The organism is Spiroplasma sp. ChiS (genome assembly GCF_002968355.1).
In the GTDB taxonomy this organism is placed as follows: Bacteria; Bacillota_I; Bacilli_A; order Mycoplasmatales; family Mycoplasmataceae; genus Spiroplasma; species Spiroplasma citri.
Window position 1 is genome coordinate 67,641 of the sequence record NZ_PUUH01000001.1, and the last position, 15,208, is coordinate 82,848.

The following is a 15,208-nucleotide window of genomic DNA, read 5'->3' on the forward strand; positions in this document are numbered from 1 at the left end:
CATTATTTTTTAATATATATATGTATAATAATATAAAGTAGGTGGATAGGAATGGGATATTATTATCAACACCGTTTAGGGTTTTCTTTTCATTGTTTGCAACGAATTCGGGAACGAATTCCTGATTTTACAAATGAAAATGATTGAATTATTAAAGAAAAAATTATTAAAATGATTGATAATTCTTCTGATCGCATTGAAACAACAAAAAATTTATATATTAAATTAGATGATAATTTAAAAGGGAACTTATATGTTGTGGTTGCAAAACACACAAGATTAATTGTAACAGTAACGCCAATGAGACCTGAAAAATTATTGGATATTATTACAAGGAATTAATTTTTATTTTTTATTTAAAAAAGCAATATGTTATAGTTAAATTGTAGGCAAAGGAGAATAACAAGGATGAAAATTGTGATTGGGAATGATCATACAGGGATTGATATGAAAAAAGCAATTTTTAAGCATTTAATTGAACAAAAACATGAAATTATTAATTTAGGCACAGATAGTATTGAAGCGGTTGATTATCCTGATATTGGCCAAGCTGTTGGTGAAAGAGTAATTAAAGAAAAAAATAGTGTTGGGATTATAATTTGTGGAACAGGAATTGGAATTTCAATTGCGGCAAATAAAGTAAAAGGAATTCGAGCAGCATTGTGTAATGAAACAGTGCTAGCAAAATTAGCACGCAAACATAATAATGCTAATGTTTTAGCATTGGGCGCTAGAGTTATTGCAAATCAAAATGCAATTTGAATTGTTGATATGTTTTTAAATACTACTTTTGATTCTGGACGTCATGCTCTTCGTGTTGAAAAACTTAATAACCTTTAGGGATGAATTATGAATAATTGAGACCGTTTATTTTTGTCTCCTTTTTTAACAATTTTATTTATGTTAGATTATATAATTAATTTGGTTAAAAAAGGAATAAAATCTTTTTATCAATGAGTTTTTATTGTTCAGCATTTTTGTTTTTGGTTAGCATTATCATGTTTACTAACTTTAAATTATAATTTTATTATTTTTGATTTTGCCAAAAATATTAATTCAATTGCTATTTTATTAACAGTTAGTACTTCTTTGTATGCAGCATTTTTTATTCCAGCTTCATGAATTACAGGATTATTTCGAAGTCGTAAATTATGGTTTTGAATTTCTTATGGTTTAATGTTTTTAGGAATTTTATTAGTTTTTATTTTACCGCAAAATTGAAGTGCTATGATTTTTTGTACGATTGTTTTTGGATTTGGTGTTTCAACAAATTCATTATGATATTTAAGTTTTAATGAGATTTATTTATATCGAACTAATCCTTTTGCAACAGTAACTTTAAATTTGCCAATTGTCATAATAGCAAATATGGTTGGTGCTAATGTATTGATGTTTGTTAAAAATTTTAATAAGGGTGAATTAACTTCACATTATATTATTTTTGGAATAATTACTATTGTACTAATATTTTCGTTTGTTTTTTGCTTTTTTATGCCGGAAATTAAAACTAATATTGGTGCTCTTGCTCCGAAAATTTTAAAGCAGTTTAGTTTATTTTCATGATGAAAAATTATTGTTATTCTTAGTTTATTATTTTTTATTGCTATTTTAAGAGAATTAAGTCAATGTGATTTTTTGAACATTATTTTAGCACAAGAAACTTGAATACTTTATCACAATAAAATAATGGTGGAATACTATTTACATTTAGTTCAAGAAATTTGATGGTTTGCTCAAATTATTGGAGCAATGTTTATTTATTTTTTTATTAGAAAAATTGGAATTAAGAATTCATTAATTTTAGCATTAATAATTTGATCTTTATATTTTGTTTTTGTTGCTATAATTTCAATTCCGGAAGTTTTATTAATTTGTAAATTATTAAATGGCTTTGCAATGATATCTTTATTTGGAATTTTATTTTCAATGACAATGATGTGGAATTATCGGATTCAAAATCAACCTGTCACGGGTTGCTTTTCAGCATTAAATGCTTTAGTAACATTTCTTGTACATTTTTTAATTCGTGTTTTTGCGCACTATCAAGTTGGTATTTTTAGTAATTTAAATTTAGATTGAAATTTACCATTTGTTAAAAATGATTTATTTTTAGATTCATTAAAACAAGTTATTTTATATTTATATTTAGGCTGTGCTATTAGTTGTTTTATTTTAATTGTTCATTTTCTTTAGTGATAAATTTATTAGTGGTGAATATTATAATCCAAACCAAGTTGAAAGTAAGATTACCGAATTAGTCGGAATGGTTGTTGACCAACAGCTTGACCAAAAAAATGTTTTAAATAAATATTTACAAAACAAAAAAGAAGTTACATAATAACTTCTACTGAGATAATATCCTGCATTTCTTGTTTAACAATTTGTTCAACACCATCTTTAATTGTTGAATCAATTAATCCACAACCAACGCATGCTCCTGCTAAACGAACATAAACAATATTATTTTTAACTTCAACAAATTCAATATCTCCGCCATCTTGGTTGATATAAGGTCGTAGATTATCAATAATATCTTTTGCTTGATTTGTTTGTGTCATTTTAATCACCTTCACCATTTAATTATAGCATTTTTATAACAAAGTTAGTTTAATTAATTATGGATATGTATATAATAATAAGTAGAAATTCAATTTAGAATTTTTATTGGAGCTTAAATGTTTAAAGGAGGACTAATGGAAGAAAAAAGTTTTAGTATATATGGCCTGTCTGCTGGAATAAAATTAGCAGATGAAATTTGTAAAATTTTAGGTGTAACAAGACAAGAAATGGAAACTGTTCGTTTTGCTGATGGTGAAATTTTGGTGCGCGCAATGAATTCAGTACGGGGAAAAGATGTTTATATTATTCAGTCAACATCTTGACCAGTTAATGAAAATTTAATGGAATTATTAATTGCGATTGATGCTCTAAAACGTGGTAGTGCACAAAGCATTAATGTGATCATTCCTTATTTTGGATATGCTCGTCAAGACCGAAAAGCACGCGGTCGTCAACCAATTACATGTAAATTAGTGGCAAATATGTTAACAACAGCGGGGGCAACAAGATTAATGACTGTTGATTTACATTCACCACAATCAATGGGATTTTTTGATGTTCCAGTTGATGATTTACGTTCAACACAAGAATTAGTAAGAACAATTGTTCGAAAAATTGAAGAAGATCATCTTAAAGAAGAAGTAACAATTGTTTCTCCAGATCATGGTGGATTAGTAAGGGCACGAGATGTGGCTAATCGTTTAGGGAATTTGGCTGGGAATATTGCAGTAATTGATAAGCGCCGTCCAAAACCAAATGTTAGTGAAGTTCAATTTATTTTAGGAGATATTAAAGACCGTATTTGTTTTATTGTTGATGATATGATTGATACGGCTGGAACAATTTGTAATGCAGCAAAAGCGTTAAAACAGAATGGGGCAAAAGCAGTTTATTTATTAGCATGTCATGGGGTATTTTCACCCCCAGCAAAAGAACGTTTAACAGAACTTATTAATGATGGGACAGTTAAAAAAGTTATTGTTACAAATACAATTGATATTAATCAAGACCGATTATTTGATGGGTTAGAAATCATTTCCATTGCTGATTTAATTTCACAAATGATTAAAGCAATGATTGAAAAACGTAGTTTATCGGATGTTTATTCAAAATGTAATGAACAAATAAAAAAAATAATTGAGAAAATAAAAAAGTAAAATAGTTGGTAAAGTTTGCACTCTTTAACTGGAAGGAATGCAAAATTTTTTATAACATTTAACTTTAAAAAATAAAAAGTAAATAAGTTTTATTATTTTCCTATTAATTATTAAGTCTACTGCCAATAATTCGTATTTTCTTGAATAAATGAAAACATCAGCAAACTTTCAAATTAAAATTATATTGTCTGAACATAAAATATAAAAAATAGTTTTTAAAATAACATTAAATTTGATTGTCATAAAAATTTATTCATAATTATAAATTTTAAAATTAATTATTTATTTTTTTGTATTTTATATTTATATCGTGTATAATTTTTTTTAATTTATTTTATTGATTAATAACTTTTTTGTAATATCATTTATGAGTCAGTGTATTTTTTATAAAGGGGTTATTTGAATATGAACAACAACGAAAAAGAAATTAGTGAAAATATGAATGGCGATGATGGATATTTTTACACTATATACTGCCTACAAATTTTTAAAAGAAAATAGTTATATTTATAAAAAATATTATAAAAATTTTTGGTTCAAAACTGTTATTAATATTCTTATTTCTATTAAATCCTACTAAAAATAACCAAATGAGTAGTTAAATTTATTTAAAAATAAATTTGTAGACAGTGTATAGTGCAAAAATAAACAACAAAATTATTTATTCAATTCACATAAAAACTAGTGTGCCTTAGCTAAAATATATGATCGATTATAATAAATATTAAAATCCTTTAACCATGACACGGAAAAAGTTTAAGATTTTAATAATACAAAATATAGCAAATGGAATTAATATAATTCACGCTTCACCTAAGAAAACCATTATCTCAGGTAAAATATTTGTTATACCTTCTTTAACTTTTCATAATGCACTAGTCAAACCAGTTCAAATCCCAGTCATACCCTCAGTAATAGTTTTAGGTGTAGGTGTAGTTGCTGTTAAAAAATTAAACGCTGTTGTTAAATACATACCTAACATTATTTATTACTCTCTTTTCTTTCAATTTCTTTTTTTTCTTTTTTCTTTCCTCGAATTTGTTTAATTTTTTGATAAATTGATAAACCAATTCAAGCAAAAATCCCTAATATAATAACAACACTAAATATTGTCGTTAATCAAGTTGGCATATTACATCTCCTCTCTAAAAATATTGCGGCACGCTTCGCGTGTTCGCTACGCTCAAAATAAACTATATTGAATAAATTACCGCTAATAAATTACGCGGATAATTTATTCATTTTCTTTTACATTATTAATTACTATCTTATTTACAGTATTAATAACAATATCTTTTCCATACTTAGTTACTAGGGACCGCAAAATAAAATAATGTTTCTTTTCAATAAAAAATCAACTCCTTTCTGAGTTGATTTGTTGCACTTCGATTACACAATGTCTTGAGAAAAAACATTATTAATTTCTCCATTAGTATTTATCAAAAGAATAATACCTTTATTACTATTTATTAAAGGATTGCTAAAAATATTTATAATTGAATTAAAAAAAATATTATAAAATTGATGTTGTGGATTCATTTTTGATACAAAAAGTAATTCATCATTACCACCGGTTTCCCTTAATTTTATAAGTATATAATTTATTAATTGTTGAATATTTATAATAGAATTTTGAGATCTTTGATTAAAAATTATTTTTATATCTCTAATCGATTTATTTGATAAATAGATTGCTCATTCTTCAAGATAAAAATTATTATTATCGTCATGAAATAAATTATCTTTTAATACTTTATCTTCTCCTTCATTTATTTGATCATTAATACCTTGATTTCTTCTATTTGAAGATTCAGGAATATTATTACTATTATTTGGCATCATTGCCATTAATGGTGTTATTCCAGTAGTTAATAATGTAAATGAACTTACTAATCCTAAATTTTTTTTCATATATATTATTCCTTTCTTTTATAAAAATAGAAATAATAGGCTTATTTTCCTTATTTTTTCCATAAATTTAAAAAGAATTAATATAATATTAAAATTTGATACAATAATTTATAAAAACACAAGGAATTTAAGCATTTTGTGTTTATACACTATAAAATTATATTTCTATTTTTATAAATTAATTTTATCATACTTATTTTTTATACATTTAAAATGTCCATTATAAAGTAATTGATTTTTATTTTCATTAATTTTTAATAATCCTGCTTGGGTAAAAATAATTGGAATTTCTTTATTACAAACAGAACAAATTTTATTATAATGTCCTATTATTATTTTATAACTATTCATTTTTTTCACTTCATTTGTTAATTTTTCTTTTCTGTTTTAAACATTTTTATAAAAATCTTTTCTAATACATCAATCACAATGCTATTACCAGCTTGTTTATAAAGTTGTGTTTCTGAAACAATTTTGCTTGCTTTATCAAAGTCTTTATTACTAAACCCCATTAATAATCAACATTCACGAGGTGTTAATGTTCTTAAAAAGTATTTTTTTTATCAATTAAAAAAGATAATATTTTATTAGTATATTTATTTTGTATTTTATTATCAATCATAATTTTATTGACATTACTTGCTGCGATTGTTCCTATATAATTATTTTCTGTTTTTCAAAACCGATTATATGATCCATTAATTAGCAAACCATCTTTTGCTCGTGGTAAAACAATAAAATTACCATAATTCTTAATTGATGGAATTGCAATAATTCCTGCATTTCTTCATCGCATTTGTTTGACCGCGTAAAATATTCGGTTTGTATAAAATTTCCAAAAAATAATAAAAAGATAGATATAAAATTCTATTTTTTTTAATTAGGTTAAAATTGTCGTTAACCTTGGTTAGTTTAAGAAAATAACAGCAAAACCAACCGAATAAAACTCTCCTACTTGGAATGTCGTAAAACCAAGCAAGCGAGGATAAACAATACAGTGGTGGCCGTACTGCTACGACATAATGGAGGCAATTCTTTTAGGCAATATAAAAGAGTTATTGTGGTTTGGGGATAAATCTTTAACCTGCAATGGTTAAAGGGTAAGTGTTCCACAATAAAAAAATTTAGAAATCTTACTATTTATAAGGAGGATTTGAAAGTGTCTTTAAAAGAACTCTGTTGAAAAGAGTTAAAAATTAAATTAACAAATAAGAGAGGATTAATTAATAAATGTCAGTGTTATATCAATGAGTACTTTACAAAATTAACCAAAAACAAAAAAGGCGGCTGATATTGTAAAAAGTATGCTCGGTATTGTTTAGCGAGACTAGAATTTATTAATAAACAAAAAATAAGTTATAATCTTTGATTTTTGACTTTACAATGCAAAAATAATCACCAAATTATTAAAAAAAATAATTTTTAAGAAAAATAAATGATGAATTATTAATATCAAAAATTAGAAAGGAAAAATTATATGGTTGAAAATAATATCAAAAATACAATTAGCGATTTAATTAACGAGATTAAAACAACAACAGAAAACAATTTAAGCAATTTAGAACAAATTATGGAAACTTTAATTGACAAAGTTAACAATATTGAAAATATTTTAAATCAAATACGATAAAAAATAAGTTAAACCAACTATTTATTAAAATTAATTGGTTTTTTATTTTTGATAAATAAAAAAGAAAGTGAGGTATTAAATATGACATGTCAAAGAATTAAATGTAATGATAATGGTTTTTTAGGAAATAGTTATTTAGAAAAAAATAACTTAAATAATCAATTTGAATACAATATAAATTACAAAAAATCAATAATCTTATGTCAAAAACATTGATTATATACTTATAAATTAGAAAACAATTTAGTTTTAAAAGGAGAATTAAAATAATGAGAAAAAGTTGTCCTAAATGTAGATCAAAAATAGATGGTGATAATAAACATTTATGATGCACAAATGTTTATTGTATTTTTGCAAAAAACCCATATATTTTTAAAAAGAAAAAATAGATAAATATGTTTGTTTGTGACTCTTATTTTATTTTGTTTTTTATTTAAGTTTTTAGATGATCGCTTAGTTATTTAAAATGTTGTGAAATATTAGAAAATTTGGAGGAAATTTAATATGTTTGATAAAAAAGCAATATAAAGAATGAAACATATTATCAAAATATTTAAGTTGAGATGAAATATTTATATATTTCAAAAAAGTTTATCATTATGAAACCGAAGAAGAATTAACTCAAGTACTTAATAATTATTTAAACAATTTACCAATTAAGGATATTGAAGAATATGAAAGAGAGATTTTAAATAATGACTATAACAGAATCAATTAAATTTAACAAACTACAAGAAGAAAATTAATAACTTAAAGCAGAAAATGAAGCACTTAAAAAAGAACTTGCTGATTTACGTTTTGCTGATTTACAAGGTATTAAAATTACAAAAAAACAATTAAAACAATTAACTGTTATTGAGGGGGATAAATAATGTTAGAAAAATTAAAAGATTGAATTGAAATATATAATAATAATTTAAAAATTAAAGTTAAAAGTATACAATCAATTATTTTTAAAGGAAAAATAAAAGACTTTAAAGGTTATGAAATTTTTAAGGATTGTAAAATTATTCATAAATCAGTAAATGCTAATTTTAATTATTATTACATAAATACATCAACTTTGACTAAGCAACAATTAGACAAATTAACTGTTATTGAGGAGGAATTATAAAATGAAAAAATTACAAGATTTAATTAAAGATTTAACAGATATTACTGTTGAACAAAATAAAATAAATGATTATTTAGAAAATGAAGTATTAAATTTAATAGGTGTTAATTTACAAGATGCTTCTTTACGATGTGCTGATTTACGATGTGCTAATTTATCAGAAGCTGATTTATCTGGTGCTGATTTACGATTTGCTAATTTACAAGGTATTAAAATTACAAAAGAACAATTAGAGCAATTAATTGTTATTGATGAGGATAAATAATGGCAGAATATTGTAAAAAATGTCAATGCCTTGTTAATCAAATTAACTCTGATTATTGTTTATTTTGTGATAATGATGTACTTGAAACACAAAATAATGCACTTAAAGCAGAAAATGCGGCTGATATTGTAAAAAAAGATTATTCAAAACCAAAAGCAAGGTTTAATGAGAATATAATTATTGACTGTATTAGATGTGAACAAGAGTTCACTATTTTAAATTCAGAATGATTAACGCTTAATAAATTCTATAAATGCCAAAAATGTAAAAAATAAAGGGAGGTGTTAAATGTGATAAAAAAAATTTATTTAAACCAAAATTTAATTTCACAAGAAATAAAAAATAAAACGCATATTTTAATAAACAAACAAAAAGATTGCGTTGTTTTAGATAAAAATTACTTAGGTTTATCAAGTTATCAAAATTATTTTAGTTTAAAAATTGATAAAAATAAAAAATATATGGTTTATAGTAGGGTTAATAATAAAAATGGTAATATTGTGGGAAAAAATTTAATTTTATCTTTTGAAAAATTAAAACATGAAAACAAAAAACAGTTTAATTCGCAAAACAAAAATGATGCTAATAATGATTTATTAAATGAATATAATAATCATTATGATAACAAAATAACACAACAAAAATTAACATCAGAACAATTAAAACAATTACTAGAAGATTTAGAAAATATTGATAATCCCAATTATTGAGATAGTGGTTTTTATCTAGGATACAACAAATATAAAAAAATTACTTAGTTTGTTAGCAATATTTTCGTTTTTATTCACAAACACAGTGAATTTGATTAGTTGTGGTAATATTGCAAATAACAAGCCACACTTACCACCAGAAAAACCGAAAGAACCAATAGTAAAAGATGTTTTTTACTATGAAAAATTAAAACAAGAAATTACAGCAGAAATTAAAGAATATGATGAAGTAATTAAAGAAATTGAAAATAGTAAAAATGATTATGAAAATGAAACAGATTATCAAAGAGAACTAAAACAAACACAAGCAGAAAAATTTATTAAAATGTCTGAACTAAATAATTGCGAATATCAAATTTTACTATGTCAAAAAGAAAATGAGTTTACAGAGGAACAAAAAAACAAGCAATTAAGTTATTAAAAAAACAAATTAACAACTTAAATAGTGCTTTAAATTTACTAAATGAAATTAAAAATAGTGATTTTGACCAGAAAGATTTAGAAAAAATTAATACAAAAATTCAAAAGGTAAAAATCATTTTAGATGAAGTTAAAAGAAATTAATAAAGTTATGAATTTAATGTGAAAATAATTTTAAAACAAATATGTAAAAATAATATTTTTAAAATTTGTTTAACGAGTTTATTGATAACAATAAAAACAACATTTTTGTTTTTTTATTTTAAAATATGGCCATGATCTAGTTTTCAATATAACGAATGAGGAATATAGATCGCTTTTTTCGTTTAATGATATACATTATCCTTGTTGTTGTGGATGTTCTTTTTATTGGAAAAATAATATTTGATTTGTTATTTTTTATTTGAGAACTAATTGAAAATAAAAAACAAAATAAAAACAACAAAATAAGAAAAATAACACAAAACAAGATAATTAATATCTTGTTTTTTAGAAAGAGGTGCAGCAATGATTAATTGTCCATTTTGTAAATATATTCATAATATTTATAATGAAAACAATATCAAGATATTATTTTTTTGTTCTTATAGGTATCCCAATCCATGAATTGTTTTAGATAAAAGAAAAATTAGAAGAATGATGGTTTATTATGCTTAAAGTAATTGAATTATTTGCTGGAATTGGAAGTCAAAGAAAAGCATTAGAAAAGATTGGTATTAACCACAAAGTAATTGCTTTTTGTGATAACGATAAATACGCTGAAAAATCATATCGATCAATTTTTAATGATTATGAAACCCCTAATTTAGGTGATATTACTAAATTAGAAACTTTACCGTATGCTGATTTAATAACTTGATCATTTCCATGCCAAGACATATCAAATGCCAATAATAATGGCCGAGGATTAAATGGCAAGCGAAGTGGTTTGGCTTACAAAGTTGTTGATTTAATACAAACAATGCCCTCAAAACCCCAATATCTTTTAATGGAAAATGTACCAAATTTATTAAGTAAAAAGTTTTTTGTTGGATTTCAAAATCTACAAAATCAAATTAATAAATTAGGATATCATAACCAATATTTTACAATGAATGCCAAAGATTATGGAATTCCCCAAAATAGAAAACGATTATTTATGATTTCAACATTAAAGCAAGACTTTAAATTTCAATATCCCCAACCTTGTAATTTAAAATTTTTAGTAAAAGATATTTTAGAAAATAATGTAAATGAAAAATATTTTATTAGACAAGAATCAATGAAAAAAGCAATTGAAAACAATAAACTTAAAATCATTCAACAATGTTCTTATACAATTATAACAAAACAAATGCGATGAGGAAACGCAGGAATTATTGCAATTCCCAATGATATAAAAAAAATTAATGATGGAAAATTAATGATTAATCTGAGAAATTATAATCAAGTTAATATTTTTAATGATATAACAAAAAATAATCTTATTCCAACCATTACAACAGCACACGGAAGACCACCACAAATTGCATTGCCAATTAAGGATTATGATAATTTTATTGTTTTACCACGAGCAAAAGATGGTTTGCTAATTAATGGATCATATAATCGGTTTTGAAAAACAGAAAATAATTATATGGGAACAATTGCAGCAAGTAATGTCAATAAAATTATGATTGATAATAAAAGACAAAAACAAGATAGTAGTAAAATACTATCTTTTTTAATTGATGAAAAAGAATACTTTTTACGAGTATTAACTCCACGAGAATGTTGATTATTAATGGGATTTAGTAATAAAGACTTTGATAAAGCAAGCAAAGTTGTTTCAGAAACCCAACTTTATAAACAAGCTGGTAATAGCATTGTTGTTGATGTGTTAGAAAAAATATTTACAGCAATGTTTCAAATAGAAAGGAAAAATTAAAGATGCAAAATAAGAGAAAAGTTTGGTGAAAATGACTTTTATATCCTTTAACAATTATTATTGGAATTTTGTTGCTAGTAATTTCCCCTATTTTGTTTTTAATTGTCCTTGGAATTGATTGTGATTTTATGCTTGGTGATTTATTATTGCATTTATTTTACTTACCTTTCGAAAGGAAAGAAAAAAATGAATAAGAAAAACAATATTAAAAATTACTTTAATAATCAACAGCAATATTATCAAAAAAAGAAAAATATTTATTATCAAAAAAGAAACAAATTAAGTAAAAGCAAATTTTTAAAATAACAAAGGAGGATGAAAAAATGAAATCAAACAACACAGCAGATTTTAGTGGAATAATGGATGTTGTTATATTATGAAGTAATGTTGTTTTAGGAGTATTTATGGGTTTAGCAGTTATTTTTGCAATTTGAAAATTAATTATTATTTTAATTTCAATAATGCGAAACGCTGATAATCGCGAGGCGAGAGGAAATGATTTAAGTGCTTTAAAATGACCGATCATAGCAATTATTATAATTTTAGTTGTAATTGCTGTTATGAATGTTATTTTACAAGTTATCAAAACATATAACCCTAGTATTGGAACATAGTTAATAAAAAATGAAAGGAAGTGAAAAATTATGATACTTAATGCACTGTATAAACTAATATGATCAGTTTTTGTACAAGGGCCATTGCAATTAATTGCATCATTTAACACCGTCCTAAATTATTTAACAGGTGGTGTGGTTGGTGATTTAATGTTTCGATCAAAACAAGAATTTAGTTTTCAAAACATCCCAATGGCATTATGATATTTTGTCATTACGGCTTTGTGTTTATTTTCTTTAATATTTACAATTACAATAATTAAAATTTTGTTTCAAGATGCCACCGAAACAAAAACAAAATTTATTGTTGCTTTACAAAATGGTAGTAAGGCGTTTGTTTTTATCTTTTTAATCCCAATCTTTTTCTTTTTGGCTAATTTTGCAATTGCTAACATTGCCAAAATAATTACATCGGGATTTGGTGGTGAAAACGGAAATATTGCAAACTATCTATACAATATCGGAAATACCAATTGAGATGGTGGTGATAATATAACAAGCAATTATTCCTATCCTGACAATATTCGTGATTTTAATATGATTGCCGAAGTTTTTGGGGTATGATTTATGCTGTTTGCAATGTTTATGATCGGAATTGCTTTGGTACAAAAAATAATTGAATTATTTTTCTTATTTATTATTTCACCATGAGTAATGGTTATTATGACAATTGACAATGGTAAAGGAGCGTTTATTTGAAAAGATATGGTAATTGCAAAATTTCTAGCATCAACCGCCACTTTCACAGGATATTTTATTTTTATGACAACAATCCAAACAATTTTAAGCACTAATTTAGCAGGTTTAGGCATTGAGGGGATTGGAAAATCATTGTTTGTAATTCTGTTTATGTGCGGTGGTGGCTTGGCAGTAATGGCGTTTTCAGATGTTGTTGCCAACTTAATTGGTGAAGCAGCTGGTGTTCGCGAGGGAATAATTTCGATGAAATCAACTGTTGCTGGTGGAATGATGGCAATGGGGGTTGGGAAAATAGCAGGAAAAGCATTCGGATTTGCCAAAAGCAAAAGAGCGAAAAGAGCAATGGCGATGGGTGGAACTACTATGGCAGATAAAACGATGAATGCGATGGGTTCTGGCGGTGATGGTGATTGAGGTGATAATGAAACAGCAAGAAGTCAATCTCGGCAAGAAAAACCCCTTGACTTTCGCCATTTTTGACACGCGACCGAGGGAATGAGTTCAAGAGCTGGGATTGTTGGTTTAGCAGGCTTTGGGCTTGGACTCACAACGCTTGCAACAAGTAAACTAGTTGGAGCAGCTCGCGGAGGTGGAACAAAAGGATTCTTCCGCCAAATTGGAATTGGAGTTGCAACACCATTCAAAGCAATTGGAAAAAGATTTAATCCACAACTTGCGAATAGTGGTAATGAAACCAATAATTTTAAAACAACAAAATCTAGCGATTGAAAATCTGAGTCTTTAAACAAAAAACTAGGGAAAGTAGAAAACAAATTTACTAGCAAGAATAGTTTTTCATATCTTAAAGCAACAACCAAAAAAGAGATGAAACATAACAAAAAAGTTAGAAAACAAGGTAATATAGTTAATATTATTAATAAATTTAACAAAAAATCTAACGCTAGACAGAAAAAATGAGATGAAAAAGCGGCCAAAAAAGCAGAAAAGAAAAAGTCATAAATAAAAAAACACCTGACAAAAACAAAAAAATACGGTATAATGTAAATAAAAAAGGAGTAATAAAATATGGGATTATGACGATTATTAGGTGGCGAAGTCAATTGAGAACGCGTTGCCAAAATGCAAGACAGAGGTTTTGCAACTGAAATTCACGGTGCAATTATTAACTCACGAGGGGGGGAACTAATAATATCCCTCTAAGCATTGATAGATTAAATGATGATGCCAAAAATAATGTTATGTGAGTATTAGAAAAATTTGGTCGTCAAGTCCCTGATTTAAAAAAGTACCCATTTTTATCAAAATCATATCTTGATCCTTATGAAGATTTAAAACAAAAACATAATGCAGTACAACAACCAAAATGAGATCAAGCGTGAGAATGATACGATGCATACAAAAGTGGAACAATTCCTTTTCTCGAATATCGGATTCAAATCCGCGAAAAAGAATTGGAAGAATTGGAAGAAGATTTAAAACATTTTAAAGCTACAATTAATAAATTTGGTAAAAATCGTACTCAAATTTGACTAATTAAATCTTATGAAAAAGATATTCCTGAACAAAAAGCAGAAATTGCTAAATTAAAAAGAGAATTAGAACCATTGAAAGAAAAAGAAATGCAAACAAAAAAAGAAAAACAATCTGAATTAACCCTTGAAAATGAAATTTTTAAATTAAAAAAAGAAATTTTAGAAATGGAACTAAAATTAAAAGAAGTAAACAATGAAAAATAAAATATATTTTTTATATTTTTATGGTAAGGTTATTTTAATTTAAAAAATAGATAGGAATGAGAGATATGGAAATAATATCATTAAAAAATATGACAAAGAAATATAACCCTAATATTGGTTGTTTTAATATTAATATAGCCGTTAAAAAAGGAGAAGTTTATGGATTTCTTGGYCCCAATGGTGCTGGGAAAACAACTGTTATTCGTCAAATGGTGGGATTTATTAAATCGGATAATGGTACAGGTACTATTTTAGGTTATGATGTGTGAAAAGATACTAAAAATATTATGAAAGATTTAGGCTATTTAGCTGGTGAAGTTAATTTACCAGAATATATGACAGGAATTAGTTATTTAAAAACAATTTCTGAAATTAGAGGAAATGTTGATTGAAAATATGTAGAAAAACTAATTGAATATTTTGATTTTGATCCTAAACGGAAAATTAAAAAAATGTCAAAAGGAATGAAACAAAAAGTAGCTATAATTAGTGCTTTTATGCATAAGCCGAAAGTATTAATTTTAGA

The 15,208-nt window shown here is 25.1% G+C and carries 29 protein-coding genes; 21 read left to right on the plus strand and 8 right to left on the minus strand.

The features are described from left to right. Window positions 1–51 precede the first annotated feature (51 nt). The 4 genes from C6B38_RS00330 to C6B38_RS10830 all read left to right on the plus strand — a co-directional run bounded on the left by C6B38_RS00330 (window position 52) and on the right by C6B38_RS10830 (window position 2,338). Window positions 52–342, plus strand: coding sequence for a hypothetical protein (locus C6B38_RS00330; RefSeq protein ID WP_105298213.1), 291 nt, complete (start codon window positions 52–54; stop codon window positions 340–342). Window positions 343–408: 66 nt separating this feature from the next. Then, window positions 409–840: a ribose 5-phosphate isomerase B gene (gene rpiB / locus C6B38_RS00335; RefSeq protein WP_105298214.1), complete on the plus strand. Its 432-nt coding sequence runs from the start codon at window positions 409–411 to the stop codon at window positions 838–840. A gap of 9 nt (window positions 841–849) precedes the next feature. Continuing rightward, window positions 850–2,193 carry a hypothetical protein gene (locus C6B38_RS00340; protein ID WP_233485436.1) on the plus strand — a complete coding sequence of 448 codons (1,344 nt, stop codon included), beginning with the start codon at window positions 850–852 and terminating at the stop codon, window positions 2,191–2,193. Further along, entirely contained in the window at window positions 2,177–2,338 is a 162-nt protein-coding gene (locus C6B38_RS10830) for a hypothetical protein (RefSeq protein ID WP_233485437.1), read from the plus strand. Before C6B38_RS00340 ends, C6B38_RS10830 begins: the two co-directional genes overlap by 17 nt. On the opposite strand, the gene C6B38_RS00345 is transcribed toward C6B38_RS10830, so the two are convergent. Next, on the minus strand, window positions 2,331–2,558 hold the full coding sequence (locus tag C6B38_RS00345) for a NifU family protein (RefSeq protein WP_105298215.1): 228 nt from the start codon (window positions 2,556–2,558) through the stop codon (window positions 2,331–2,333). The two genes, C6B38_RS10830 and C6B38_RS00345, sit on opposite strands and share 8 nt — an antisense overlap. Before the next feature lie 135 nt (window positions 2,559–2,693). Between C6B38_RS00345 and C6B38_RS00350 the strand changes: the two genes are divergently transcribed. Next, window positions 2,694–3,716: a ribose-phosphate diphosphokinase gene (locus C6B38_RS00350; protein ID WP_199558530.1), complete on the plus strand. Its 1,023-nt coding sequence runs from the start codon at window positions 2,694–2,696 to the stop codon at window positions 3,714–3,716. 724 nt (window positions 3,717–4,440) lie between these two features. Here the strand turns inward: C6B38_RS00350 and C6B38_RS00355 are convergent. The 7 genes from C6B38_RS00355 to C6B38_RS00375 form a co-directional block, all read right to left on the minus strand. Then, window positions 4,441–4,698: a hypothetical protein gene (locus tag C6B38_RS00355; protein WP_105298217.1), complete on the minus strand. Its 258-nt coding sequence runs from the start codon at window positions 4,696–4,698 to the stop codon at window positions 4,441–4,443. After that, a complete protein-coding gene (locus C6B38_RS00360) occupies window positions 4,698–4,847 on the minus strand; it encodes a hypothetical protein (protein ID WP_083436084.1) in 150 nt (49 codons plus the stop codon). The genes C6B38_RS00355 and C6B38_RS00360 overlap by 1 nt, the downstream gene beginning before the upstream one ends. A 103-nt stretch (window positions 4,848–4,950) precedes the next feature. Further along, a complete protein-coding gene (locus tag C6B38_RS09480) occupies window positions 4,951–5,100 on the minus strand; it encodes a hypothetical protein (RefSeq protein ID WP_155522081.1) in 150 nt (49 codons plus the stop codon). A gap of 5 nt (window positions 5,101–5,105) precedes the next feature. After that, entirely contained in the window at window positions 5,106–5,627 is a 522-nt protein-coding gene (locus tag C6B38_RS00365; protein ID WP_105298218.1) for a hypothetical protein, read from the minus strand. Between the two features lie 171 nt (window positions 5,628–5,798). Further along, window positions 5,799–5,987, minus strand: coding sequence for a hypothetical protein (locus C6B38_RS00370; RefSeq protein WP_146693238.1), 189 nt, complete (start codon window positions 5,985–5,987; stop codon window positions 5,799–5,801). Between the two features lie 8 nt (window positions 5,988–5,995). Further along, entirely contained in the window at window positions 5,996–6,139 is a 144-nt protein-coding gene (locus C6B38_RS09335) for a hypothetical protein (RefSeq protein WP_146693239.1), read from the minus strand. A 32-nt stretch (window positions 6,140–6,171) separates the two neighbouring features. Further along, window positions 6,172–6,423: a hypothetical protein gene (locus tag C6B38_RS00375; RefSeq protein ID WP_105298220.1), complete on the minus strand. Its 252-nt coding sequence runs from the start codon at window positions 6,421–6,423 to the stop codon at window positions 6,172–6,174. A gap of 363 nt (window positions 6,424–6,786) precedes the next feature. On the opposite strand from C6B38_RS00375, the gene C6B38_RS00380 reads away from it, so the two are divergent. From C6B38_RS00380 to C6B38_RS00455, 16 genes are all read left to right on the plus strand, one after another. Beyond that, window positions 6,787–7,053, plus strand: a complete 267-nt coding sequence (locus C6B38_RS00380) for a hypothetical protein (RefSeq protein WP_105298221.1) — start codon at window positions 6,787–6,789, stop codon at window positions 7,051–7,053. 51 nt (window positions 7,054–7,104) lie between these two features. Further along, a complete protein-coding gene (locus tag C6B38_RS09485; protein ID WP_162475776.1) occupies window positions 7,105–7,257 on the plus strand; it encodes a hypothetical protein in 153 nt (50 codons plus the stop codon). Between the two features lie 81 nt (window positions 7,258–7,338). Continuing rightward, window positions 7,339–7,527, plus strand: coding sequence for a hypothetical protein (locus C6B38_RS00385; RefSeq protein ID WP_047797189.1), 189 nt, complete (start codon window positions 7,339–7,341; stop codon window positions 7,525–7,527). A 238-nt stretch (window positions 7,528–7,765) separates the two neighbouring features. Beyond that, entirely contained in the window at window positions 7,766–7,975 is a 210-nt protein-coding gene (locus tag C6B38_RS00390) for a hypothetical protein (protein ID WP_105298222.1), read from the plus strand. A gap of 153 nt (window positions 7,976–8,128) precedes the next feature. Continuing rightward, window positions 8,129–8,371 carry a hypothetical protein gene (locus C6B38_RS00395; RefSeq protein WP_105298223.1) on the plus strand — a complete coding sequence of 81 codons (243 nt, stop codon included), beginning with the start codon at window positions 8,129–8,131 and terminating at the stop codon, window positions 8,369–8,371. Window position 8,372: 1 nt separating this feature from the next. Next, window positions 8,373–8,636 carry a pentapeptide repeat-containing protein gene (locus C6B38_RS00400; RefSeq protein ID WP_105298224.1) on the plus strand — a complete coding sequence of 88 codons (264 nt, stop codon included), beginning with the start codon at window positions 8,373–8,375 and terminating at the stop codon, window positions 8,634–8,636. Continuing rightward, the gene (locus C6B38_RS00405) at window positions 8,636–8,911 is read left to right on the plus strand and encodes a hypothetical protein (RefSeq protein WP_105298225.1); all 276 of its coding nucleotides are present in this window, start codon (window positions 8,636–8,638) and stop codon (window positions 8,909–8,911) included. Before C6B38_RS00400 ends, C6B38_RS00405 begins: the two co-directional genes overlap by 1 nt. A gap of 15 nt (window positions 8,912–8,926) precedes the next feature. Beyond that, the gene (locus C6B38_RS00410) at window positions 8,927–9,394 is read left to right on the plus strand and encodes a hypothetical protein (protein ID WP_105298226.1); all 468 of its coding nucleotides are present in this window, start codon (window positions 8,927–8,929) and stop codon (window positions 9,392–9,394) included. Between the two features lie 37 nt (window positions 9,395–9,431). Beyond that, window positions 9,432–9,767 carry a hypothetical protein gene (locus tag C6B38_RS00415; RefSeq protein ID WP_105298227.1) on the plus strand — a complete coding sequence of 112 codons (336 nt, stop codon included), beginning with the start codon at window positions 9,432–9,434 and terminating at the stop codon, window positions 9,765–9,767. Between the two features lie 648 nt (window positions 9,768–10,415). Next, window positions 10,416–11,672 carry a DNA cytosine methyltransferase gene (locus tag C6B38_RS00430; protein WP_105298230.1) on the plus strand — a complete coding sequence of 419 codons (1,257 nt, stop codon included), beginning with the start codon at window positions 10,416–10,418 and terminating at the stop codon, window positions 11,670–11,672. Window positions 11,673–11,674: 2 nt separating this feature from the next. After that, on the plus strand, window positions 11,675–11,866 hold the full coding sequence (locus tag C6B38_RS00435; RefSeq protein ID WP_105298231.1) for a hypothetical protein: 192 nt from the start codon (window positions 11,675–11,677) through the stop codon (window positions 11,864–11,866). 129 nt (window positions 11,867–11,995) lie between these two features. Continuing rightward, window positions 11,996–12,286: an Mbov_0395 family pilin-like conjugal transfer protein gene (locus tag C6B38_RS00440; protein ID WP_105298232.1), complete on the plus strand. Its 291-nt coding sequence runs from the start codon at window positions 11,996–11,998 to the stop codon at window positions 12,284–12,286. Window positions 12,287–12,316: 30 nt separating this feature from the next. Then, window positions 12,317–13,945 (plus strand): Mbov_0396 family ICE element transmembrane protein, encoded by a 1,629-nt coding sequence (locus C6B38_RS00445; protein ID WP_105298233.1) that lies wholly within the window; start codon window positions 12,317–12,319, stop codon window positions 13,943–13,945. A gap of 66 nt (window positions 13,946–14,011) precedes the next feature. Further along, the gene (locus C6B38_RS11775) at window positions 14,012–14,146 is read left to right on the plus strand and encodes a hypothetical protein (protein ID WP_255401043.1); all 135 of its coding nucleotides are present in this window, start codon (window positions 14,012–14,014) and stop codon (window positions 14,144–14,146) included. A 38-nt stretch (window positions 14,147–14,184) separates the two neighbouring features. After that, the gene (locus C6B38_RS00450; protein WP_105298234.1) at window positions 14,185–14,682 is read left to right on the plus strand and encodes a hypothetical protein; all 498 of its coding nucleotides are present in this window, start codon (window positions 14,185–14,187) and stop codon (window positions 14,680–14,682) included. A gap of 65 nt (window positions 14,683–14,747) precedes the next feature. Continuing rightward, the coding region (locus C6B38_RS00455; protein WP_146693240.1) for an ATP-binding cassette domain-containing protein at window positions 14,748–15,208 on the plus strand (461 nt) is incomplete at its 3' end.